The organism is Kaistia sp. MMO-174, from assembly GCF_037147815.1.
In the GTDB taxonomy this organism is placed as follows: Bacteria; Pseudomonadota; Alphaproteobacteria; order Rhizobiales; family Kaistiaceae; genus Kaistia; species Kaistia nematophila.
Map to the genome: position 1 here is coordinate 264967 of NZ_JBBCUO010000001.1, position 19806 is coordinate 284772.

Annotated in this window: 14 protein-coding genes and 1 pseudogene; 5 read left to right on the plus strand and 10 right to left on the minus strand. The window is 68.9% G+C overall.

Annotation, left to right across the window (positions count from 1 at the left end):
* Positions 1-10: 10 nt before the first annotated feature.
* Genes WFK98_RS01075 through WFK98_RS01085 form a run of 3 tightly spaced genes read left to right on the plus strand, consistent with a single transcriptional unit; the run spans position 11 to position 5039 of the window.
* Positions 11-2104 carry a hydantoinase/oxoprolinase family protein gene (locus tag WFK98_RS01075; protein ID WP_336798988.1) on the plus strand — a complete coding sequence of 698 codons (2094 nt, stop codon included), beginning with the start codon at positions 11-13 and terminating at the stop codon, positions 2102-2104.
* Complete coding sequence (locus WFK98_RS01080) at positions 2101-3780, plus strand: hydantoinase B/oxoprolinase family protein (RefSeq protein ID WP_336798989.1); 1680 nt, start codon at positions 2101-2103, stop codon at positions 3778-3780. The genes WFK98_RS01075 and WFK98_RS01080 overlap by 4 nt, the downstream gene beginning before the upstream one ends.
* Before the next feature lie 2 nt (positions 3781-3782).
* Complete coding sequence (locus WFK98_RS01085) at positions 3783-5039, plus strand: Xaa-Pro peptidase family protein (RefSeq protein ID WP_336798990.1); 1257 nt, start codon at positions 3783-3785, stop codon at positions 5037-5039.
* 28 nt (positions 5040-5067) lie between these two features.
* Here WFK98_RS01085 and WFK98_RS01090 read toward each other — a convergent pair whose 3' ends face one another.
* The 10 genes and pseudogenes from WFK98_RS01090 to uxuA all read right to left on the minus strand — a co-directional run bounded on the left by WFK98_RS01090 (position 5068) and on the right by uxuA (position 14475).
* Positions 5068-5640, minus strand: a complete 573-nt coding sequence (locus WFK98_RS01090; RefSeq protein ID WP_266340875.1) for an NADPH-dependent FMN reductase — start codon at positions 5638-5640, stop codon at positions 5068-5070.
* Between the two features lie 109 nt (positions 5641-5749).
* Positions 5750-6538, minus strand: a complete 789-nt coding sequence (locus WFK98_RS01095; protein ID WP_277614374.1) for a GntR family transcriptional regulator — start codon at positions 6536-6538, stop codon at positions 5750-5752.
* A gap of 10 nt (positions 6539-6548) precedes the next feature.
* A complete protein-coding gene (locus WFK98_RS01100) occupies positions 6549-7439 on the minus strand; it encodes a carbohydrate ABC transporter permease (RefSeq protein ID WP_336798991.1) in 891 nt (296 codons plus the stop codon).
* Positions 7440-7448: 9 nt separating this feature from the next.
* Positions 7449-8396 carry a carbohydrate ABC transporter permease gene (locus WFK98_RS01105; RefSeq protein ID WP_266340878.1) on the minus strand — a complete coding sequence of 316 codons (948 nt, stop codon included), beginning with the start codon at positions 8394-8396 and terminating at the stop codon, positions 7449-7451.
* Between the two features lie 62 nt (positions 8397-8458).
* Positions 8459-9697: an ABC transporter substrate-binding protein gene (locus WFK98_RS01110; protein WP_336798992.1), complete on the minus strand. Its 1239-nt coding sequence runs from the start codon at positions 9695-9697 to the stop codon at positions 8459-8461.
* 34 nt (positions 9698-9731) lie between these two features.
* Positions 9732-10835, minus strand: coding sequence for an ABC transporter ATP-binding protein (locus tag WFK98_RS01115; RefSeq protein WP_336798993.1), 1104 nt, complete (start codon positions 10833-10835; stop codon positions 9732-9734).
* A gap of 4 nt (positions 10836-10839) precedes the next feature.
* A pseudogene (locus tag WFK98_RS01120) lies at positions 10840-11625 on the minus strand (SDR family NAD(P)-dependent oxidoreductase).
* Positions 11626-11731: 106 nt separating this feature from the next.
* Positions 11732-12361, minus strand: a complete 630-nt coding sequence (eda, locus tag WFK98_RS01125; protein WP_336798994.1) for a bifunctional 4-hydroxy-2-oxoglutarate aldolase/2-dehydro-3-deoxy-phosphogluconate aldolase — start codon at positions 12359-12361, stop codon at positions 11732-11734.
* Positions 12361-13278, minus strand: coding sequence for a sugar kinase (locus WFK98_RS01130; RefSeq protein WP_336798995.1), 918 nt, complete (start codon positions 13276-13278; stop codon positions 12361-12363). The genes eda and WFK98_RS01130 overlap by 1 nt, the downstream gene beginning before the upstream one ends.
* Positions 13279-14475, minus strand: a complete 1197-nt coding sequence (gene uxuA, locus WFK98_RS01135) for a mannonate dehydratase (protein ID WP_266340884.1) — start codon at positions 14473-14475, stop codon at positions 13279-13281.
* Between the two features lie 350 nt (positions 14476-14825).
* Between uxuA and WFK98_RS01140 the strand changes: the two genes are divergently transcribed.
* Together WFK98_RS01140 and WFK98_RS01145 are read left to right on the plus strand one after the other, a co-directional pair.
* Positions 14826-16088, plus strand: a complete 1263-nt coding sequence (locus tag WFK98_RS01140) for a metallophosphoesterase family protein (protein WP_336798996.1) — start codon at positions 14826-14828, stop codon at positions 16086-16088.
* A complete protein-coding gene (locus WFK98_RS01145; protein WP_336798997.1) occupies positions 16085-19549 on the plus strand; it encodes an ATP-binding protein in 3465 nt (1154 codons plus the stop codon). The genes WFK98_RS01140 and WFK98_RS01145 overlap by 4 nt, the downstream gene beginning before the upstream one ends.
* The last annotated feature ends 257 nt before the right edge of the window (positions 19550-19806 follow it).

Sequence of the window (19806 nt, forward strand, 5' to 3'; positions counted from 1 at the left end):
ATCGGTTGCCATGACACGCTTTGCCCGGCTGGCCTTCGATATCGGCGGAACCTTCACCGATGTCGTCCTCGAAAGACCGGAGGGCGCGCTCTCGACCAAGGTGCTGACCACGCCCGACGCGCCCGAGCGCGGCGCGATGGAGGGCATTTCCTTCCTGCTCGGCGAGGCCGGCATCGCGGCATCCGAGCTGACGCTGATCGTGCACGGCACCACGCTCGCCACCAACGCGATCATCGAGCGCAAGGGCGCGCGCACCGCGCTGATCACGACGGGCGGCTTCCGCGACAGCGTCGAGATCGCCTACGAGAACCGCTTCGACCAGTACGACGTGTTCATCGACAAGCCGCAGCCGCTGGTGCCGCGCCGCCTGCGCTTCACCGTGCCGGAACGCATCAACGCGCGCGGCGAGACGCTGGAGCCGCTCGACGAGGCGGCCGTCGCGGCGCTTGTGCCGGTGCTCCGGGCCGAGCGCATCGAGAGCGTCGCCATCGGCTTCCTGCATTCCTATGTCGATGCCCGGCACGAGATCCGCGCCGCCGAGATCCTCGCCGAAAGCCTGCCGGAGCTGCGCATCACGCTGTCGGCCGAGGTCTGCCCCGAGATCCGCGAATATGAGCGCTTTTCGACCGCGAGCGCCAACGCCTATGTGCAGCCGCTGATGGCGTCCTACCTGGTGCGGCTGGAGGCGCTTCTGGACGACGCCGGCGCGACCTGCCCGAAATTCCTGATGACCTCGGGCGGCGGGCTCACCACCTTCGAGACGGCCGGCCGTTTCCCGATCCGGCTGGTCGAATCCGGCCCTGCCGGCGGCGCCATCCTCGCGGCGCAGCTCGCGGCCGAATGCGGCCTCTCCGAAATACTCTCCTTCGACATGGGCGGCACCACCGCCAAGATCTGCCTGATCGACGATCACCTGCCGCAGAAGTCCAGGTTCTTTGAGGTCGACCGGCGCTACCGCTTCGCCAAGGGCAGTGGCCTGCCGGTGCGCATCCCTGTGATCGAGATGGTCGAGATCGGCGCCGGCGGCGGCTCGATCGCGGCGGTCGACACGGCGCGGCGCATTACTGTGGGCCCGGAAAGCGCCGGCTCCTCGCCGGGTCCGGCCTCCTACGGCCTCGGCGGCGCGGAGCCGACGGTCACCGATTGCGACGTGCTGCTAGGTCGCATCGCGCCAAAGGGCTTCGCCGGCGGCCGGCTGACGCTCGACGCCGCGCTGGCCGGTACGGCGCTCGATCGCGCGGTCGGCGCGCCGCTCTCGCTTTCGACGGAAATCGCCGCCTATGGCGTCAGCGAGGTCGTCGAGGAGAACATGGCGAGCGCCGCCCGCGTGCACGCCGTCGAGCGCGGCAAGAGCCTCGAGGCGCGCACCATGATCGCCTTCGGTGGCGCGGCGCCGCTGCATGCCGGCCGCGTCGCGGAGAAGCTCGGCATCAGCGAGGTCATCATCCCGGCCTCGGCCGGCGTTGGCTCGGCCGTCGGGTTCCTGCGCGCGCCGATTGCCTTCGAACTGGTTCAGAGCCTGTTCACGCGGCTTTCCGCCTTCGACGCCGCGCCGATCAACGCCACGCTCGCCGACATGGCGGCGCGGGCGCGGGCCGAGGTGCAGAAGGGCGCCCCTGACGCGCGGCTGGTCGAGCTGCGCAGCGCCGACATGCGCTATCGCGGCCAGGGCCACGAGGTCGTCGTCGCCATGCCGGTGCGCGATTTCGGACCCGATGACGCGGCGGCGCTGCGCGCCGAGTTCGAGCGTAACTACCAGGCGCTGTATGGCCGGGTCATTCCGGGCCTCGACGTCGAGATCCTGACCTGGACCGTGACCGTCTCGACCGAGCCGGGCGCGGTGACGCCGGTTGCGATCGGCGCGACGCGCGAAGCGCCGCCGCCGGCCGCCACGCGCGACGTGTTCGACCCGGCCGTCGAGGCCTGCGTCGCCATGCCGGCGCATGACCGCACGGCGCTGGCGCCGGGCCACCGGGTCGCCGGTCCGGCCGTCATCACCGAGGCGCAGACGACGACGATCGTGCCGCGCAGCTTCGACGCGGTGATCGACGCCGCGGGCCACATCCGCCTCAAGGCGAAGCAGCAAGCGGGAGCCGCAGCATGAGCCGGGCCGTGCATTCCGAAATCCAGCTTCAGGTGATGTGGAGCCGCCTGATCTCGGTCGTCGAGGAGCAGGCGCAGACGCTGATCCGCACCGCCTTCAGCACCGCGACGCGCGAGGCCGGCGACCTCTCGGCCGGCGTGTTCGACGTCGAGGGCCGGATGCTCGCCCAGGCCGTCACCGGCACGCCCGGCCACGTCAATTCGATGGCGAAGTCGGTGTCGCATTTCCTGGCGCGCTTCCCGGCCGCGACGATGAAGCCCGGCGACGTCTTCATCACCAACGATCCCTGGATGGGCACGGGACACCTGAACGACGTCGTGGTGGTGACGCCGGTGTTCTTCGACGGGCGTCCGGTCGCGCATTTCGCGGCGACCGTGCACATCGTCGACATCGGCGGCCGCAACACGGCCATCGAGAGCCGGCAGGTCTATGAGGAGGGGCTGAACATCCCGATCTCGCGGATCGTCGACGGCGGCGCGATCGTCGAGCCGCTGTTCGAGCTGATCTCGGTCAATGTCCGCGATCCCGTCGCGGTGCGTGGCGACCTCTATTCGCTGATCGCCTCGAACGAGGCCGGCGGCCGGCAATTGCTGGGCCTGATGCGGGAATACGGCCTTGCGAACCTCGACGAGATCGGCGGCTTCATCTTCGCGCGCAGCCACGAGGCGAGCCTCGCCGCGATCGCGGCGCTGCCGAAGGGAACGTGGCGGCACAGCCTCACCGCCGACGGCGTCGACAGGCCGATCCGGCTGGAGGCGGCGCTGACCGTCACCGAGGACGCGATCCTGGTCGACTTCGCCGGCACGGACGGGCCATCGCCCTACGCCGTCAACGTGCCGATCTGCTACACCGAGGCCTATGCCTCCTTCGGCGTGAAGTGCATCGTCGCGCCGACCGTGCCGAACAATGCCGCCTCGCTCGCGACCATCCGCGTCACGGCGCCGGCCGACAGTATCCTGAACGTGCAGCGCCCCGCGCCCGTGGTGTCGCGCCACATACTGGGGCAGCTCTTGCCCGATCTCGTCATCGGCTGCCTCGCGCAGGTGCCCGGCCTCGCCGTGCCGGCCGAGAGCGCCTCGCCGCTCTGGCCGATCGTGCTCAGCGGTGGCCCCGGCCGCGTCGACGCCACGGCCGAGGAACTGCGCGGTGCGACCAGCTTCATCGTCGCGAGCTTCCACAATGGCGGCACGGGCGCGCGGCCGCGCGCCGACGGGCTTTCGGCGACGGCGTTTCCGAGCGGCGTGCGCAACGTGCCGGTCGAGATCACCGAGACGATCACGCCGGTGGTGTTCCGCCGCAAGGAGTATCTGGTCGACAGCGGCGGCGCCGGCCGCCAGCGCGGCGGGCTCGGCCAGGTGATCGAGATCGAGAACGGCGAGGGCAAGCCCTTCGCCATCAACGCCGCCTATGACCGCACCGTCTATGGTCCGCGCGGCCGCGACGGCGGCGCGGAGGGGCGGCGCGGCCTGCTCCGTCTCGACGACGGCACGGTGCTGCGCTCGAAGGGCAACCAGACGATCCCGGCCGGCCGCCGGCTGATCCTGGAAATGCCGGGTGGCGGCGGCCATGGCGATCCCGCCGGCCGCGATCCCGCCAAGATCCGCGACGATCTTCGCGATGGCTTCATCTCGGCCGAGGCGGCGCGCGCCGATTATGGCTATGAGGGGGAGGGCTGATCATGGCTGACCTTGACCGGCAACGCGCCCGGCGCCTCCTGAACGAGCGCCGGCTGGACGCCTTGGTGCTGACCCAGCCGGAGAATTTCACCTATGCGACCGGCTTGCCGGCCGGGGTACCCGCCATGTGGCGGCGAGCCGGTGGTGCGACGGCGCTGGTGCCGTCCGATCCGGCGGCGCGGATCGGCGTCGTGGTCGGCGATCTCAATGCCGACGTGCTGGCGCGCCGTGCGCCGGAGATAGACCTGCGGACCCATCCGCTCTGGATTGATCTGGTGGATATCGAAGGGCTGGATCCGGCCGGCGTCGATACGGCTGCGCTGGTGACGGAAGCCTATCGCCGCGAGAATGGCGGCGAAGCGAGCTTCCCGCCGCGTCCGACCACCTATTCCGCTTCCGGGGCCTTCGCCGTTCTGGGCGACCTGCTGCGCGAAAACGGGCTCGACCGGGCGCGGATCGGCGTCGATCTCGAATTCATGCCGGCCGCCGATTTTGCCATTCTGAAGGAAGCGCTGCCGGAGATCGAATGGGTCGATGGCTCGGAGGTGCTGCGCCGGTTGCTGACGGTGAAGTCGGCGCGGGAGATCGATTGCGTCCGCCGCGCCTGCGCGTTGTCGGACGCGGGCTTCCAGGCGCTTGCCGCCGGGATCGAGGCCGGCCATACGCCGAAGGACATGACCCGGCTCTGGCGCGATGGCGTCGCCGCGGCCGTCCTGGCGCGTGGCGAGCCCGGCCTGACCGGCCTTTGGGACTACATGTCGGTCGGCCCCGATCCATGGAGCGGCGGCGGAGCGGTGGTCCCCGGCGCCATCCTCAAGGCGGATGTCGGCTGCATCGTCGAGGGCTATAATTCGGATACGGCGCGCAGCTTCGTGTACGGCGAGCCGGACCGGATCGCGCGCGACGTCCATGCCGCGCTGGAAACCGCCTACGAGGCCGGGCTTTCGGCGATCCGCCCGGGCGCGCTGATGCGTGACGTCTTCGAGGCGACGGTCGGCGCCATGCGCGCCGCCGGCTACCCTGGCTATCGGCGCGGCCATTACGGCCATTCGATCGGCGCCAGCGTCGGTTCCGAGGAATGGCCGTTCTTCGCCGCCGACAGCGATGTCGTCCTCGAACCCGGCATGACGCTCGCCTTCGAGACGCCGTTCTACGGCAAGGGCATCGGCGCGCTGACGATCGAGGACAGCCTCCTCGTCACGGAGACCGGCATCGAGATCCTGAACGATTTGCCGCGCCACCTCGTCCGGCTTGGGTAGGCCGGTCGCGCGGTGCGGCAGGGGGCGATCAGGCGTCGCGCGGCAGAACCTGCATTACCCGCGCGATGAAGATGTGGAAGGATTCCATGTAGCCGCGCAGGAAGGTCTCGGTCGATTCGTCCGTGACCTCGCCCTGGTCATCGATCAGGCCCGGCTTGAATTGGATATAGGCCTCCGGCGCGTTCATCTGCGGCGCGTTGCAGAAGGAGAGCACGCTGCGCAGGCTCTGCTGCGCGACGGCGGTGCCGATGGCTCCCGGCGAGGTGCCGATCACCGCCGAGGGCTTGCGGGCGAAGGAGTTGGTGCCATAGGGCCGGCTTGCCCAGTCGATGGCGTTCTTCAGGCCGCCGGGGATCGAGCGATTGTATTCCGGCGTGACGAACAGCAGCGCGTCGTTCTCGGCGATCGCCGCCTTGAACGCCTTGGCGACCGGGGGGAAATCGGCGTCGTAATCATAGCTGTAAAGCGGCAGGTCCTTGAACGAGATCTCGGTGAACTGCAGGTTCGGCGGCGCCAGCTTGATCAGCGCGCCGGCGAGCTTGCGGTTGATCGAGCCCTTGGCGAGGCTGCCGATGAAGTAGCCGACCTTGTAGGTTTTCATGATCCATCCCGATGGAAGACGTGTTGCTGCACGCCGGAACGTGGCCCGGCTTCTCCTTAAAGAGAGCGCCGGGGCGCCGTTTCAAGGCGGCCTCGGGACGGAAGGAACGTCAGGACGTCACGGGTTCGCCGACCCGGATCTCGCCCTCGAAGCGCTGGATGCGCGACGGTTCGGGCTGGTTCGAGGCCGAGAAATACTCCGGGTAGCGTTCCTGGACCCGGCCGAGCACGGAGAAGACGCGGCGCAGATGGTGGCGCATCGCCGCCTCGGCGGCCTGCTGGTCGCCGCGCTCGATGGCGGCGGCGATGGTCCGGTGCTGCTCGATGACCTCGGCCACGCTGTCCATGCGCGGGAAGCTCAGATGGCGGAAGCGGTCCATATGCAGCTTGGCGGCGCTGATATCGGCCCAGATGCCGGGGAAGCCGGCATAGGCGGCGATGTGCTGGTGGAACAGTTCGTCGGAGCGAAAGAAGCGCTGGTCGTCGGATATCTGCAGCAGCGTGTCCTGGATCGCCAGCTCGTTCCGGAGCTTGCGGACCAGTTCGTCGCGCTCCGGGCTTTCGATGGCGCGGGCGATCAGGCCGACCTCCAGTGCCTCGCGCAGGAACTGCGACTTGCGCAGGTTGGCCAGGCGCAGCGGCGCTACGACGCTGCCGCGCTGGGCGTAGATGTCGATCAGGCCGAGGCTCGCCAGCCGGGCGAGCGCCTCGCGCACCGGCGTGCGGCTGACCCCCAGCGCCTCTGACAGGCCTTTTTCCGAGATCAGCTCGAACGGCTTCAGGCGGAACGCCATGATCTCGTCGAGCAGGATGTCGAAGGTCCGTTGCGCCACGGATCCGGCAGCCGTCGTCTCGGGATAGAAGACCGAACTGGGTCGGGCCACGCTGTCTCGCGCCATTTCCGGGATCCTACAGGCTCTGCAGTTTCAGACCATTCATGAAGTGTCTGCGCAGCAGCAGGAACAGCAGGACGCTGGGCAGGCTGGCGAGCAGGGTCGCCGTCATCACGACGTTCGGCGTGGTGTTGGCATAGCTGCCTTGTAGCACCATCAGCCCGTTCATGAGCGAGCGTGCATCCTCGCGGTTGGTGAGAACCATGGAAAAGATCAGGTCGTTCCAGATCCAGGTGAACTGGATCAGGAACAGGGTCGCCATCGGCGCCCAGCAATTCGGCAGGATGATCGAGCGGAAGATGCGGAATTCCGAGCAGCCGTCGATGCGCGCCGCCTCGTCCATCTCGCGCGGCAGGCCGGCCATGTAGTTGCGGAGCACCAGCACGGGGAAGGGGATGCAGACGGCGGTGTAGAACAGCATCATGCCGAGGCGCGAATTGGTCAGCCCGAGCTTGTTGTAGCCCATGAAAAGCGGGATCAGGTACATCTGCAGCGGGAAGATGGTGCCCGAGAAGATCAGCATGAACCAGAAGCCCTTGCCGCGGAAATCGATCCGGGTCAGCCCGTAGGAGGCGAGCGCCGCGATGAAGATCGCCGCCGCGCCGCCGACCACGCCGTAGATCAGCGAGTTCAGCATGCCCGAGCCCATCTTGGCCTTGGTCCAGGCCTCGGCGACATTCTCCAGCACCGGCGCGAACGAGGTCGGCAGCGCGAGCGGGCTGCCCATGCCGTATTCGGCGTTCGATTTGAAGATCGAGATGGCGAGGTAATAGAACGGCGTCACCCAGGCGAGCGCCAGGATGGCGGTGATCGCGAACATCACGACGCGCTGGGTGCGCGCCTGGTCGCTGCGGCGGGCGATGGCGTCGAAGTCGAGGCTGGCGAGGTCGAAGGTCGTTGCGGACATGGAGAAACCTCAGCGCTTGTCGAGACGGTGCTGGAGCGCGCCGAGCGACCAGGAAATGCTCATCGCGATGATGCCCAGGACGACGGCGATGGCCGAGCCATAGGCCCAGTAACCGGCGCGGAACGATTCCCAGTACTGGTTGACGGAAAGCGTCAGCGTCGAGCGGTTGGGGAAGTCGCGGCCCATCACCCAGACCAGGTCGAAGGACGTGAAGCCGGCGAGCACCGAGACGGTGGTGACCATGATCAGCGTCGGCATCAGCAGCGGCAGGATGATGTGGCGGAAGATCTGGCCGCGCGAGGCGCCATCGACCTTCGCCGCCTCCATTGGCTCGCTCGGCAGTGCGTTGAGGCCGATCAGGAGCAGCACCATCATCAGGCCGACCTGCTGCCAGATATGGGTGACGATCATCGCCGGGGTGGCGAGGTGGCTCTCGTAGAGCCAGCGATTGGCGAGCCCGCCGAGGCCGACGGCGCGCAGGCCGGAATTGATGATGCCCTCATTGGCATAGACGTAATACCAGACGACGCCGACGGCGGTGGCCGAGAACATGCGCGGCAGGAAGAAGATCGACTTGAACGTCTCCTCGCCCTTCACGCCGCGCACCAGCATGGCCAGCGACAGGCCGATGGTGGCCGGCAGCACGAAGGACACGGCGACCCAGATCATCGTGTTCCAGGTGGCGTCGAAGAATTTTGGGTTGGAGGCGAGGCGCTGGTAGTTGGCGAGCCCCGCGAACTGGTTGAGGCCGGAGAATTTCGCCCATTGCGTCAGCGACGCGTAGAGATTGAAGACGACCGGCAGCAGCAGGAAGATCGCGACGAAGCCGATCGCCGGCGCCATGAAGGCGAGCGCCGTCCAGAGCCTCTTGCGGGCGCGGCGGCGTTCGGCGGCGATCATCGTGTCGATCGACGGTGCGCCGGGCGGCAGGACAAAGGCTCTTGGATCTCGCGTCACGTCGTGTCTCCCCTGCAGGTGCCGGCAGGGCCGCGCGGGGCGGTCCTGCCGGGGATCGTCGGTTACTGGTGGCTGGCCCAGTATTGCGAGGCGATCGCCTCGATGTTCGCCATGGCCTTCTCCGCCTGTTCCGGCGACGGGTTGGTCATGAAGCGGTTGAACTCCTCGACCGCCGGCAGGACGATCTCGGACGGCGAGGCCTCCCAGTAGCGGGTGATCGAGTTGTACTTGCCGTCGGTCGCGATCTTGGCGAGGTCGGTGATGATGGGGTTCGGCGTCTTGGCCTTGAGGTTGCCCGCGTAGAGGCCGGGATCGGTCGCCCAGCTGTTCATGGCGTTCTCGCCCATGTACCAGTCGGCGAACTTGACGACGTCGGGGTTCTCCATGCCGGCCTTGGTGATGACGATCGGCGCGCCTTCGACGATGACGGAGTTGGGCAGCGACGGATCGACGTTCGGCATGATGAAGGCGCCGAAATCGGTGCCGGCCTTCACGCCGCCCTTTTCGACGAGGCCGATGACCCAGTCGCCGAACAGGTACATGCCAGCCTTGCCGCGGGCGAAGTCGAGCGGCTCCTCCTGGCTGGTCGGGTCGGTGAAGTAGCCCTTCTGGTAGAAGTCGGTCCAGATCTTGAAGACGTTCTTGACCGGCTCGTCCGTGTATTTGAGCTTGCCCTGGTTGAGGGCTGCATAGGCTTCCGGATTGGTGCGGATCAGGAGCTCCTGGAACCAGACGAAGCCGCGCCAGCCGTCCTGGATGGTGGCGTTGAAGGGCGTGATGCCGGCGGCCTTCAGCTTGTCGGCGGCGGCGATCAGTTCCTCCCAGGTCGCCGGCGGCTTGGCGATGCCGGCCTTCTCGAACAGCGCCTTGTTGTAGAGCACCACCCAGCGGTTCAGGCCGGTCGGCATGCCGTAGATATGGCCGTCGACGGTGAACGGCGCGGCGCTCGAGGCGTCATATTCGCCGGATGCGATCTTCTTGGCCCAGAGGTCGTCGAGCGGCGCCAACTGGCCGCTGTCGACGATTTCCTTCAGCTTGGTGCCGTTCCACCATGTGAAGGCCTGCGGCGCCTCGCCCGACATCAGGCTCGACTGGATATAAGCCTGGAACTGGTCGGTGGCGTAGGCGCTGAAGTTGAGGTCGATGCCGTCCTTCTTGGCGGCGGCGGTCAGGCTGTCCCAGCCGGACTGGTAGAACGGCTTGTCGTGGAAGACCGTGACGGGATCGGCCGAAGCGGCCGTCGCCGTGAAGGCGAGGCCCAGGGCCGCCGCGGCCAGGAGCTTGGTCAGTTTCTTCTGCATGGCTCTCCTCCAGAGCGTTTGCGTTTTCGTTCTGTTATCTGCGCAACGAGCGGCCTGTATCCGCCTCGAAGAGGTGCAATCGTTCCGTGTTCAGCAGGAAGGTCAGGGTCTCCCCCTCGGAGACCGGCCTCGGCCGCTGCATCCGGCTGGTCACGTCCGTGCCGCCGAATTCGGCGAAGATCAGGGTTTCGTTGCCGAGCGACTCGGTCAGCGTGACGCGCGCGTCGAAGCGGTGCGCCCTGTCGGGCGGCATGCCGTGCCCTTCCGGCACGATGTCCTCGGAGCGGATGCCCAGCGAGACCCGGCGGCCGGGCTCGAGCGGCGCGAAGCCGTCCGGGTCGATCGCGATCACCGGACCGCTGTCGACGGCGACGGCGACCTTGCCGTCGGCATCGCGGGCGATCCGGCCGGCGAGGATGTTCATGGCGGGAGAGCCGATGAACTGGCCGACGAACTGGGTCGCCGGGCGCTCGAAGACGTCGAGGGGCGCGCCGGCCTGCTCGATCAGTCCATCGCGCATGATGACGATCTTGTCGGCCATGGTCATGGCCTCGATCTGGTCATGCGTCACGTAGATCGCCGTCGTGCCGAGGCGCTGGTGCAGCCGCTTGATCTCGACCCGCATCGCCGAGCGCAACTGGGCGTCGAGATTGGAGAGCGGTTCGTCGAACAGGAAGACCTGCGGCTCGCGGATGATGGCGCGGCCCATCGCGACACGCTGGCGCTGGCCGCCGGAGAGCGCCGTCGTGCGGCGGTCGAGGTAGTCCGTCAGGCGCAGGATGTCGGCGGCGTGGCGGACGCGGCGGTCGATTTCCTCCCGCGGGACTTTCGCCACCTTGAGGGCGAAGGCCATGTTCTCGTAGACGGTCATGTGCGGGTAGAGCGCATAGGACTGGAACACCATGGCGATGCCGCGGTCGCGCGAGGGCACGTCGTTGACGCGTCGTCCGCCGATGACGATGTCGCCATGCGAGACGCTTTCGAGTCCGGCGATCATCCGGAGCGTCGTCGACTTGCCGCAGCCGGAAGGGCCGACGAAGGCGACGAAGCTGCCGGCCTCGATCTCGAGGTCGATGCCTTTGACGGCCACCTGGCGGCCATAGACCTTGACCAGTTCGCGAAGGGTGACGTTGGACACGGGCTTAATCCTTGCGCGGGGAGCCGCCGATGCGGGACAGCAGGCCGCCATCGACGCGGACGACTTCGCCCGTCACGAAGGAGGCGGCGTTCGAACCGAGGAAGGCGACCACCTCGGCGATTTCTTCCGGCCGCGCCGTGCGCCCGAGCGGATGCATGCCGTCGAGCACGCGCCAGAGCGCCTTCGGGTCGTCGTTCAGCGCCACCGCGTCGCGCAGCATAGGCGTGTTGACGGCGCCGGGCGCGACGGCGTTGACCCGAACGCCGAGCGGCGCGTAGTCGACGGCCATGGATTTCGTCATGCCGATCAGGCCGTGCTTGGCGACGGAGTAGGCGAGCACGCCCTCCTGGCTGGCGAGGCCCTGCGCCGACGACATCAGCACGATGGCGCCATGGCTCTCGCGCAGCATCGGCATTGAGGCGCGCGAGATCAGCTAGGCCGCCTTGAGGTTGACGTTCATCACCTCGTCCCAGAGCGCATCGTCCGTCGTCTCGACCGTGCCATAGCGCTGGATGCCGGCATTGTGGGAGAGCAGGTCCAGCCCGCCGAATGCCTCCCTGGCGACGGAAGCCGCCTGTTCGCAGGCGTCGCGGTCGGCGACGGAGCCAATGACGGCGTGCACGTCGCATCCCTGCTCGCGCAGCTCGCCAGCCAGCGCCTGCAGCGGCTCGGCGGCGAGATCGAGCAGGACCATGGACGCCTTGTCGCGCGCCAGCCTTTCGGCGACGGCGCGGCCGATGCCCATGGCGGCGCCCGTGACCAGGGCTCGTTGTTGCTGTGCTGCCGTCATGCGGCGTTCCCCTCATTCGTTCGCTTCATTCGACTACCATGGTAGTCAGATGGGCGGATTCTGGCATTGGAAGCGGCCGGCCATCGCTGGCCGGCCGGATGTCGTGTTAGCCGCGGACGCTGCGCATGGCGGCGAGCGACGCCGCCATCCGGTCCCGCACGCTTTCGGTCGAGCCCTCGGCATACATCCAGGAGCCGCCGACCGAGGTGATGTTGCGGAGCTTGGCGTAGCCGGCGAGGTGCGAAAGCTGGATCTTGCCGCTCGGCATGAAGGTGGCGGTGGTGAAGATGTTGGCGAAGTCGGCCAGCACCACGGTGCCGCCGGCCGGCTCCGACGGGTAGAACTTCAGGAGATCGAAGCCCGCGGCCTGTGCGGCCATCACCTCGCTCGCCGTCTGCACGCCGGGGACCAGGGTGATCGGCCCCTTCCTGGCATGCGCGCAGACGGACGGCAGGAAGCCGGGGCTGATGCCGAACTGCGCACCGGCCTGGACGGCGGCGTCGTAGTGTTCGTTGGTCAGGATGGTGCCGGCGCCGATCAGCAGCTCCGGGAAGTCGCGACGGCAGGCTTCGATCGCCGGCAGTGCCGCTTCGCTGCGCATGACGATCTCGATCGCCTCGGCCCCGCCTGCAGCGAGTTCCGCCACCAGCGACAGCACGAAATCGACCGAGCGGGGCTGCACGATCGGCATGATCGCGGCGCGGCGCAGCTTCGGTTCGAGGATATCCGGGGTCATCAGGCGACCTGTCCTTCCAGCATGGCGAGCGTTTCGGCCCGGTTCGGGGCGCCGAGGCGGCCACCGAACTTCAGGCATTTGAGCGCCGCCGCGGCGCTGGCGAAGCGGATGGTTCGCTCCATGTCCCAGCCTTCGGCGAGGCCGACGGCGAAGCTGCCATGGAAGACGTCGCCGGCGGCGAGCGTATCGACCGGCGTGATCTTCGGCGCGGGCGTATGGCGAATGCGTCCGGCTTCGGTATCGCGCCAGAAGGTGCCGTCGCCGCCGGCTGTCACGGCCACGAACACGCCGGTTCGGGTATGCAGCGCCTGCACCGCCTCCGGCGCGGAGATCTCGTCGCCGCAGAGGATCGCGGCGGCGGGTTCCGAGGCGACGATGTGGCTGGCGAAGGGCAGCAGGCTCTCCAGAACCGGCCTTGCCGCCACATCGGCATCGAGGATGGCGGGAACGCCGGCCTCCCGGGCAGCCCGCAGCGCCATCGCGGCGGCGGCCGGCCAGCGGACATCCGCCAGAACGGCGTCGAAGCCGGCGATGTCGAAGGGTAGCGATTCCGGCGCCGTGGTGGCGCGTGGGTCGTAGAAGGGCACGATCATCCGCTCGCCGCGGGCGTCGACCAGGATGGTGGCGATCGCCGAGCGCGCGCCGGCGACGCGGCGGACGCCGGAGCAGTCGATGCCCTCGGCCGACAGTTCGGCGATCAGTTCCTGGCCCAGCATGTCGTCGCCGACGCTGGCCCAGAGCGCCACCTCGGCGCCCTGACGCTTGGCGGCGGTGGCGGCGCTCGACGCCATGCCGGCTGCGTTCTGCACGGCTTCGATCGGAATGAACTTGCCCGGCCCGCGCGGCAGGTCGTCCAGCCGGTAGATCGTGTCCTGCGTCAGCGCGCCGACGGAGAGGATGCGGGGAGGGCGGCTCATCTAGAGGACATAGCCGCGCTGGTGGGCGAGGGCCGCCATGACGCCGCGCAGTTCGGCGAGGCCGCGCAGGCGGCCGATGACGGGATAGCCGGGATGGGTGGGACGGGTGACATCGTCGATGAGCTCGTGGCCATGGTCGGGCCGGAACGGTAGCAGAGAATTCGGCAGCCCGGCATCGCGTCGACGCTGTTGTTCAGCGAGAAGCACGTCGCAGACGGCGACCATGTCGACATCGCCGCCGAGATGCTCGGCCTCCATGAACGAGCCGTCCGGATATTTGGTCACGTTGCGCAGGTGGACGAAGAAGATCTTGCTGGCGAAGCGCTTGGCGATCGCCGCGACATCGTTCTGCGGATTGGCGCCAAGCGAGCCGGTGCAGAGCGTCAGGCCGTTCGAGGACGACGGCACGGCGTTCAGGATGAAATCGATGTCGTCGGCGTTCTTGACGATGCGCGACAGGCCCATGAGGTCGCGCGGCGGGTCGTCCGGATGGATCGACATCACCACGCCGGCCTCTTCCGCCGCCGGCAGGACGTTTTCCAGGAACCGCACCAGGTTGGCGCGCAGCTTCGGGTGGTTCATCTCGGCCTGCTCGGCGAGCACGTCCCGCAGTTCCTCGATGCCGTAGCGTTTGAAGGCGCCCGGCAGGCCGGCCATGATGTTGGCGAGCAGCTTCGTCTTCGCCTCGGGCGGCGTCGTGTCCATCCATTCGCTGGCCCGCTGCAGCACGTCCTGGCCATAGTCGCGCTCGGCGCCGGGGCGTTGCAGCACATGGCAATCGAAGGCGGCGACCTCGTGGATGTTGCACTTCAGCGCCCGCGCACCGCCCGGCAGCGGCACGGCGAGATCGGTGCGGGTCCAGTCCAGCACGGTCATGAAGTTGTAGCAGACGGTGCGCACGCCGGCCTGGCCGAGATTGCGCAATGTCTGGCGGAAATTCCCGTAGAGCCGGTCGAGATCGCCGCGGCCGAGCTTGATGTCGTCATGCATCGGCACGCTCTCGACGACGCTCCAGGTGAGGCCGAGCGACGGGTCGGCCTCGATCATCGCCTTGCGCTCGAGGATCGCCTCCAGCGGCCAGACCTCGCCATAGGGAATGTCGTGCAGCGCGGTGACGATGCCGGTGGCCCCTGCCTGGCGCGCATGGGCGAGCGTGGCGGCATCGTTGGGGCCGAACCAGCGCCAGGTCTGTTCCATGGAATCCATCCGTCTCTGCGTGTCTGTCCGGCGCTTGGCGCGCCCCTGGGGTGGCGGTCGCGTTGCGCCGCTTTCGGGCGCTTGCTCGCGAGCCGTGGCATCTAACGGTAGGCTACCATGGTAGTCAACTGAGTCTTTTCACGATCGGTCTGGGGGCGGCGCGAAGGGGCGGCAGCCGGTACGGCGAAGCGTCTCGAACCGGGCGCGGGAGCGTGCCGCGGGGCCGGATGGCGACAAGCCTCGGTCCGGGCCCTATGCTGGCGGCGGAAGCTGGCCAAACGCGCCTGAGTCGCGCCGATCTTCTCGTGCCCGACCGGATCGCCGGGCCGGCGACAAGGCCACGGGGATCCATGACGTTTCGCTTCATTCACGCCGCCGACATCCATCTCGACAGCCCGCTGCGCGGCCTGGCGCGGCGCGGTGAACTGGCCGGCGTCTTCCGCGAGGCCTCGCGCCGCGCGCTGGAAAACCTCGTGCAGGCGGCGATCGATGCGAAGGTCGCCTTTCTCGTCATTGCCGGCGACGTCTATGACGGCGACTGGAAGGACTATGCGACCGGCCAGTTCTTCGTTCGCGAGATGGGACGGCTCCATCGCGAGAACATCCGCGTCTTCCTGATCCGCGGCAACCACGACGCCGATTCCGTGATCAGCAAGAGCCTGACGCTGCCGCCCAACGTCTTCAGCTTCTCGGTCCGCGCGGTGCAGACCGAAGTGATCGCAGAACTCGACGTCGCCTTGCACGGGCGTGGTTTCGCCAACCGCCATGTGCCGGAAAACGTCGCGCGCACCTATCCGCCGGCCGTGCCCGGCCATTTCAACATCGGCGTGCTGCACACCTCGCTGACCGGCCACGATGGCCACGACGTCTATGCGCCCTGTTCGGTCGAGGACCTGAAAGCCGCCGGCTACGACTATTGGGCGCTTGGCCACATCCACAAGCGCGAGGTCGTTTCGCAGGATCCGGCGATCGTCTTCCCCGGCAATCTGCAGGGGCGGCATGCGCGCGAGACCGGCCCGAAAGGCGCGACGCTGGTCACCGTCACCGATGGCCGGATCGAAAGCCTGGAGCCCCTGACGCTCGACGCGGCGCGGTTCGGGGCGGTCGAGATCGATGCTTCCGGGATGACCGAGCCGGCGGCCTTGCTGGCCGAGGCCCGCCGAGTCATCGCCGCGGCGCGCGACGGCGCCGACGGTCGTCCGCTGGCGCTGCGGCTGACGCTCGTCGGCGAGACCGCGCTGCACGACTATCTGTCGGTCCAGGCCGAGCAGGTCCGCGAGGAGATGCAGGCGCTGGCCTGGGAGGCCGGCGCCGACGTCCTGATCGAGAAGGTGCGCGACAAGACGGTGGCGAAAAGCGACGGGTCCCGGCTGTCGACCCTGCTCGGCTTCGACGCCATCCTGGCCGAGGTGGCGGCCGATCCGGCCTTTCGCGCCGAGATCGCCAGGACGCTGGGCGATCTTCGCGCCCGCACCCCGGCCGATGCCTTGGCGCTCATCGACGCGGAGAACTCGGATCCCGACGCCCTGGCCGGCGCGACGATCGACATGGCGGCTGAGGCGATCCTCGCCGGCCTCGGCCAGGTCGGCGGCGAGACGGAGGGGACGCGATGAAGCTCCGTTCGCTGGGCCTCGAGCGCTATGGCCGCTTCACCGGCCGCGTTCTCGAATTCGATCCCGAGGCGCGCGTCACGGTGATCGTCGGCGCCAACGAGGCCGGCAAGACGACCGCGCTGGCGGCGGTCGCCGACGCGCTCTATGGCATCGAGACGCGCTCGCGCTACAACTTCCTGCATGACTACAAGGCGATGCGGCTCGCCGCCACGGTCGAGGCGCCGGATGGGCGCTCGCTCTCCTTCGCCCGGCTGAAGCGGCAGAACGCGACATTGATCGATCCGGCGAGCGAGACGCCGCTCGCCGACGACTCTCTGGCGGCCTTTTTGGGCGCGCATGACCGACAGGCCTTTCTCGACATTTTCGGATTGAACCAGCGGCGCTTGCGCGAGGGCGGCGAAAAGCTGCTCGCCGGCGGCGGCGATCTCGCCGAGACGCTGCTGGCGGCGGCGCCAGGCCTCGGACAGGTGGCCGCGTTGCGCGACCGCTTCCAGGAGAGTGCGGCAAAAATCTTCAACCCGGCCCGCAGGACGGCCAGCCACACCTTCCACGTCGCGGTCGACAAGAGGACCCAGGCGCAGAAGGCCGTCCGCGAGCAGGAACTTCGCGTCGACGAGGTGAAGAAGCTGCGCGAGGCGGCGGAGCGGGCGGCTGGAGCGCGGCGCGATACGGAGATGGCCGAGCGGGCAGCCGACGCGGCGCTGGCGCGGGCGCGCGCGTTGGTGCAGGCGGCGCGCGAGCTTCGCCTTCTTGATGGCCAGGCGTTGGCGCTCGCGGCCTTGGGGGAGCTCCCGGTCGTCGCCGCCGGTTTTGTCGCCGGCGCGCGCGATGCGTTGCAGCATCTCGCCTCGGCGCGTGAGCGGCATCGCTTCGCCTCCGACGAGGTGGAGCGTGTTGACGCGGAGCGCGCGGGCATCGGTCTCGATGACGGGATCCTGCCTTTTGCCGAGACGGTGGAGGCCGTCGATGGCGAGCGCACTGCCGTCGCCAAGGAACTGCTCAGCCTGCCCAACCGGCGGGTGGAGGCGGGCGAGGCCCGTGCCGCGCTCGAACGCATCGCCCAGTCACTCGGCCTCTCCGACGTGGCGCGCTTGCTCGCCGCGCTGCCGGACCTGCCACTCCTGGCACGGGCCGAGGATCTCGCCGACCGCAAACGGATGGCCGCCGCGACGACGGAGGCACTTTCGCGCGAACGGTCGCGGCAACTCGCGGACCGGCAGCTTGCCGAGACGGCGCGGGCGGGGCTCGGCCATGTCGCCGACCCGACGCCGCTGCAGCGGCGCCTGGCGCTGCTCGACGGCGCCGAGGAACGTGAGCGGGCGCTTCGTCAGCTGGAGCACCGGCTCGATGCGCAGCGGGCGCAACTCGGCGAGCGGGTGGCCCGGCTTGGTCATGGGCTTGCCGACGCCGATGCGCTCGCCGCCTTGCCGCTGCCGTCGCTCGGCGCCGCCGAGGCGACCTTGCGGGATCTCCGCCTGGTCGACGATGCCCTCGGCCGGCTGCATGAGGCCCTCTCCGCGCTAGAGGAGCAGGCCGGCCAGGCCGAGGCGCGACTGGCGCTGCTGAAGTCCGGGCGTCCGGCCCCGACCGATGCGGCGATCTCGGCGGCCCGCCGCGACCGGGATATCGCCTGGTCGGCGCTCCGGCCGCTGGCGCTCGGCGAGCGGGGGCGCCGCGATGGCGATGTCGAAAGCGTCGTCAATCTGGACCGGGCGCTGGTCGCGGCCGATCAGCTCGCCGACGAGCGGCAGGTCGAGACGCAACGCCTTGCCGAACTGGCCCAGGCCGAGCGCGACCTTGCCGATCTCGCCGTGCGCCAGGACGCGGCGCGCAAGCGCCTGGCCGAGGCGACGGCGCAGCATGGGGCCGTCTTGCGCGACTGGTCGGGGCTGTGGGCGCTGTCGGGGCTGCAGCTTTCGGCCGATGACCGCGCGCTTGCGCTGTTGCGCGAGGTCGAGAGCATCCGCCAGGCGCGCGATCAGCTGCGTCAAGAGGCGGCGCAAGCCGCGGCGCAGCGCGATTCGATCGCTTTCGAGCGGGCCGAGACCGACCGCTTGCGCGCCCAGCTCGACCTGCCGGCGCTCGGCGAGGCGCCGCTGCGGATGGCGGATCTGCGCGACGCAATCGCTGTCGCCGAGGCGCGCTTCCTCAAGGCGCGTGATCATGAACGTGACCTGCGGCAGCTGGACGAGGGGCAGGTCGATCTGGCGGCACGCGAACAGGCTGCCGCCGCCGTGCTGGCGGGACTTGTCGCCGAGGCGGACGAGGTCTTTCCGCGTCTCGCGATCCGCGCCGAGGCCTCGGCCGGCGAGGCGCGCGCGGCGATCGATCTCTGGCGGGACGCGCTGCAGCTCTATGTCAAACTTGAGATGGCCGAGCGCCGCATCGCCGGCATCGAGCGCGACCGCGATCAGTTCGCGTCACGCGTCGCGGCGCTGCTGGAAGAACTGGGCGCCGCGGCCGAGGACGATCCCTTTGCGGCGGCCAGACAGCTGCGCGGCCGTCTCGACAGGTCGCGGCAGCTTCGTTCGCGGGCCGACGCCGTAGATGAGGCGGTCGAGGCCCGGCGGCGCGCCCTCGCGGTCGCGGCCGAGGCGCTTGAGGCGGCCGAGGCGGCCATGGCCGAGTTGCTCGCAGCCGCGGGCTGCGCCGACGAGGCGATGCTGGCGCCGCTGCTCGACCGGCTCGACCAGGCGGAAATCCGTGCCGGACGCATCGCGGAGGCGCGCGAGCGGCTTGCCGGCCTCGGCGATGGGCGGAGCGAGGACGAGATCCGCGCCGCGATCGACGGCCGCGACGACGCGGGGCTGGCGATGGCGGCGGCCGAGACCGAGGCGGCGCATGCCGAGGCGCGAATCGCCCGCGACGCGGCGATTGAGTCGGACACGCAGGCCCGGTCGGCGCTCGCCGCGCTGGACGGGCGCGAGGGCGCGGCTGCGGCGGCACAGGACGAACAGGATGCGGTGGCCGAGATCGCCGAGGCGGTCGAGCGCTTCAGTCGCGATCATGTCGCGGCGCGCCTGTTGTCGGCGGCGATCGAGCGCTACCGGGCCGAACACCAGAACCCCATCGTCGAACGCGCCTCCACCGCCTTCCAGATGCTGACGGACGGGCAGTGGAGCGGAATTGGCATCGACTATGACGAGGATCCGCCGCGCCTTGCGGCCATGCGCGACGGCGGTCATTTCTCGCCGGAGACGCTTTCCGAGGGGACGCGCGACCAGCTTTTCCTGGCGCTGCGCATCGCGGCGATCGAGGAGCATGCCCGCCGCGCCTCGCCGCTGCCCTTCATCGCCGACGACCTCTTCATCACCTTCGATGAGAAGCGCACGGCAGCAGGCTTCCGGCTTCTGGCCGAGCTCGGCGCGGTGACGCAGGTGATCGTGTTCTCGCACCACCTTCACGTCGCCGAACAAGCCGTCGCCGTGCTGGGCAAGCAGGCGGCGGTGATCGAACTTTGAGGGTGTTTTTCCCTTCTCCGCTTGAGGGGAAGGGGCGCCTTGCTCTGCCCTTTGCCGCCCGCCCTCCGTCATCGTGGCCACCGAGCCGGGATCCATGCAGCCGCCGTCGGGGTAAGCAAGGGGCAGGGGCCAAGCGAAATCAGGGTTGCGGATGCATGGCTCCCTGCCTTTGCAGGGATGACGGCCAGGCGTGGGCGGTTCCTGTGTCTGGCAGGCCCCGAACCAGGCGTGAATCTCGCTGCCCGTCCCGGGACAAT

Excerpts from the sequence above, each read along its gene's own strand:
- WFK98_RS01075 (WP_336798988.1), top strand. The coding sequence starts at position 11 with ATGACACGCTTTGCCCGGCTGGCCTTCGATATCGGCGGAACCTTCACC.
- WFK98_RS01080 (WP_336798989.1), top strand. The coding sequence starts at position 2,101 with ATGAGCCGGGCCGTGCATTCCGAAATCCAGCTTCAGGTGATGTGGAGC.
- WFK98_RS01085 (WP_336798990.1), top strand. The coding sequence starts at position 3,783 with ATGGCTGACCTTGACCGGCAACGCGCCCGGCGCCTCCTGAACGAGCGC.
- WFK98_RS01090 (WP_266340875.1), bottom strand. The coding sequence starts at position 5,640 with ATGAAAACCTACAAGGTCGGCTACTTCATCGGCAGCCTCGCCAAGGGC.
- WFK98_RS01095 (WP_277614374.1), bottom strand. The coding sequence starts at position 6,538 with ATGGCGCGAGACAGCGTGGCCCGACCCAGTTCGGTCTTCTATCCCGAG.
- WFK98_RS01100 (WP_336798991.1), bottom strand. The coding sequence starts at position 7,439 with ATGTCCGCAACGACCTTCGACCTCGCCAGCCTCGACTTCGACGCCATC.
- WFK98_RS01110 (WP_336798992.1), bottom strand. The coding sequence starts at position 9,697 with ATGCAGAAGAAACTGACCAAGCTCCTGGCCGCGGCGGCCCTGGGCCTC.
- eda (WP_336798994.1), bottom strand. The coding sequence starts at position 12,361 with ATGACCCCGGATATCCTCGAACCGAAGCTGCGCCGCGCCGCGATCATG.
- WFK98_RS01130 (WP_336798995.1), bottom strand. The coding sequence starts at position 13,278 with ATGAGCCGCCCTCCCCGCATCCTCTCCGTCGGCGCGCTGACGCAGGAC.
- uxuA (WP_266340884.1), bottom strand. The coding sequence starts at position 14,475 with ATGGAACAGACCTGGCGCTGGTTCGGCCCCAACGATGCCGCCACGCTC.
- WFK98_RS01140 (WP_336798996.1), top strand. The coding sequence starts at position 14,826 with ATGACGTTTCGCTTCATTCACGCCGCCGACATCCATCTCGACAGCCCG.
- WFK98_RS01145 (WP_336798997.1), top strand. The coding sequence starts at position 16,085 with ATGAAGCTCCGTTCGCTGGGCCTCGAGCGCTATGGCCGCTTCACCGGC.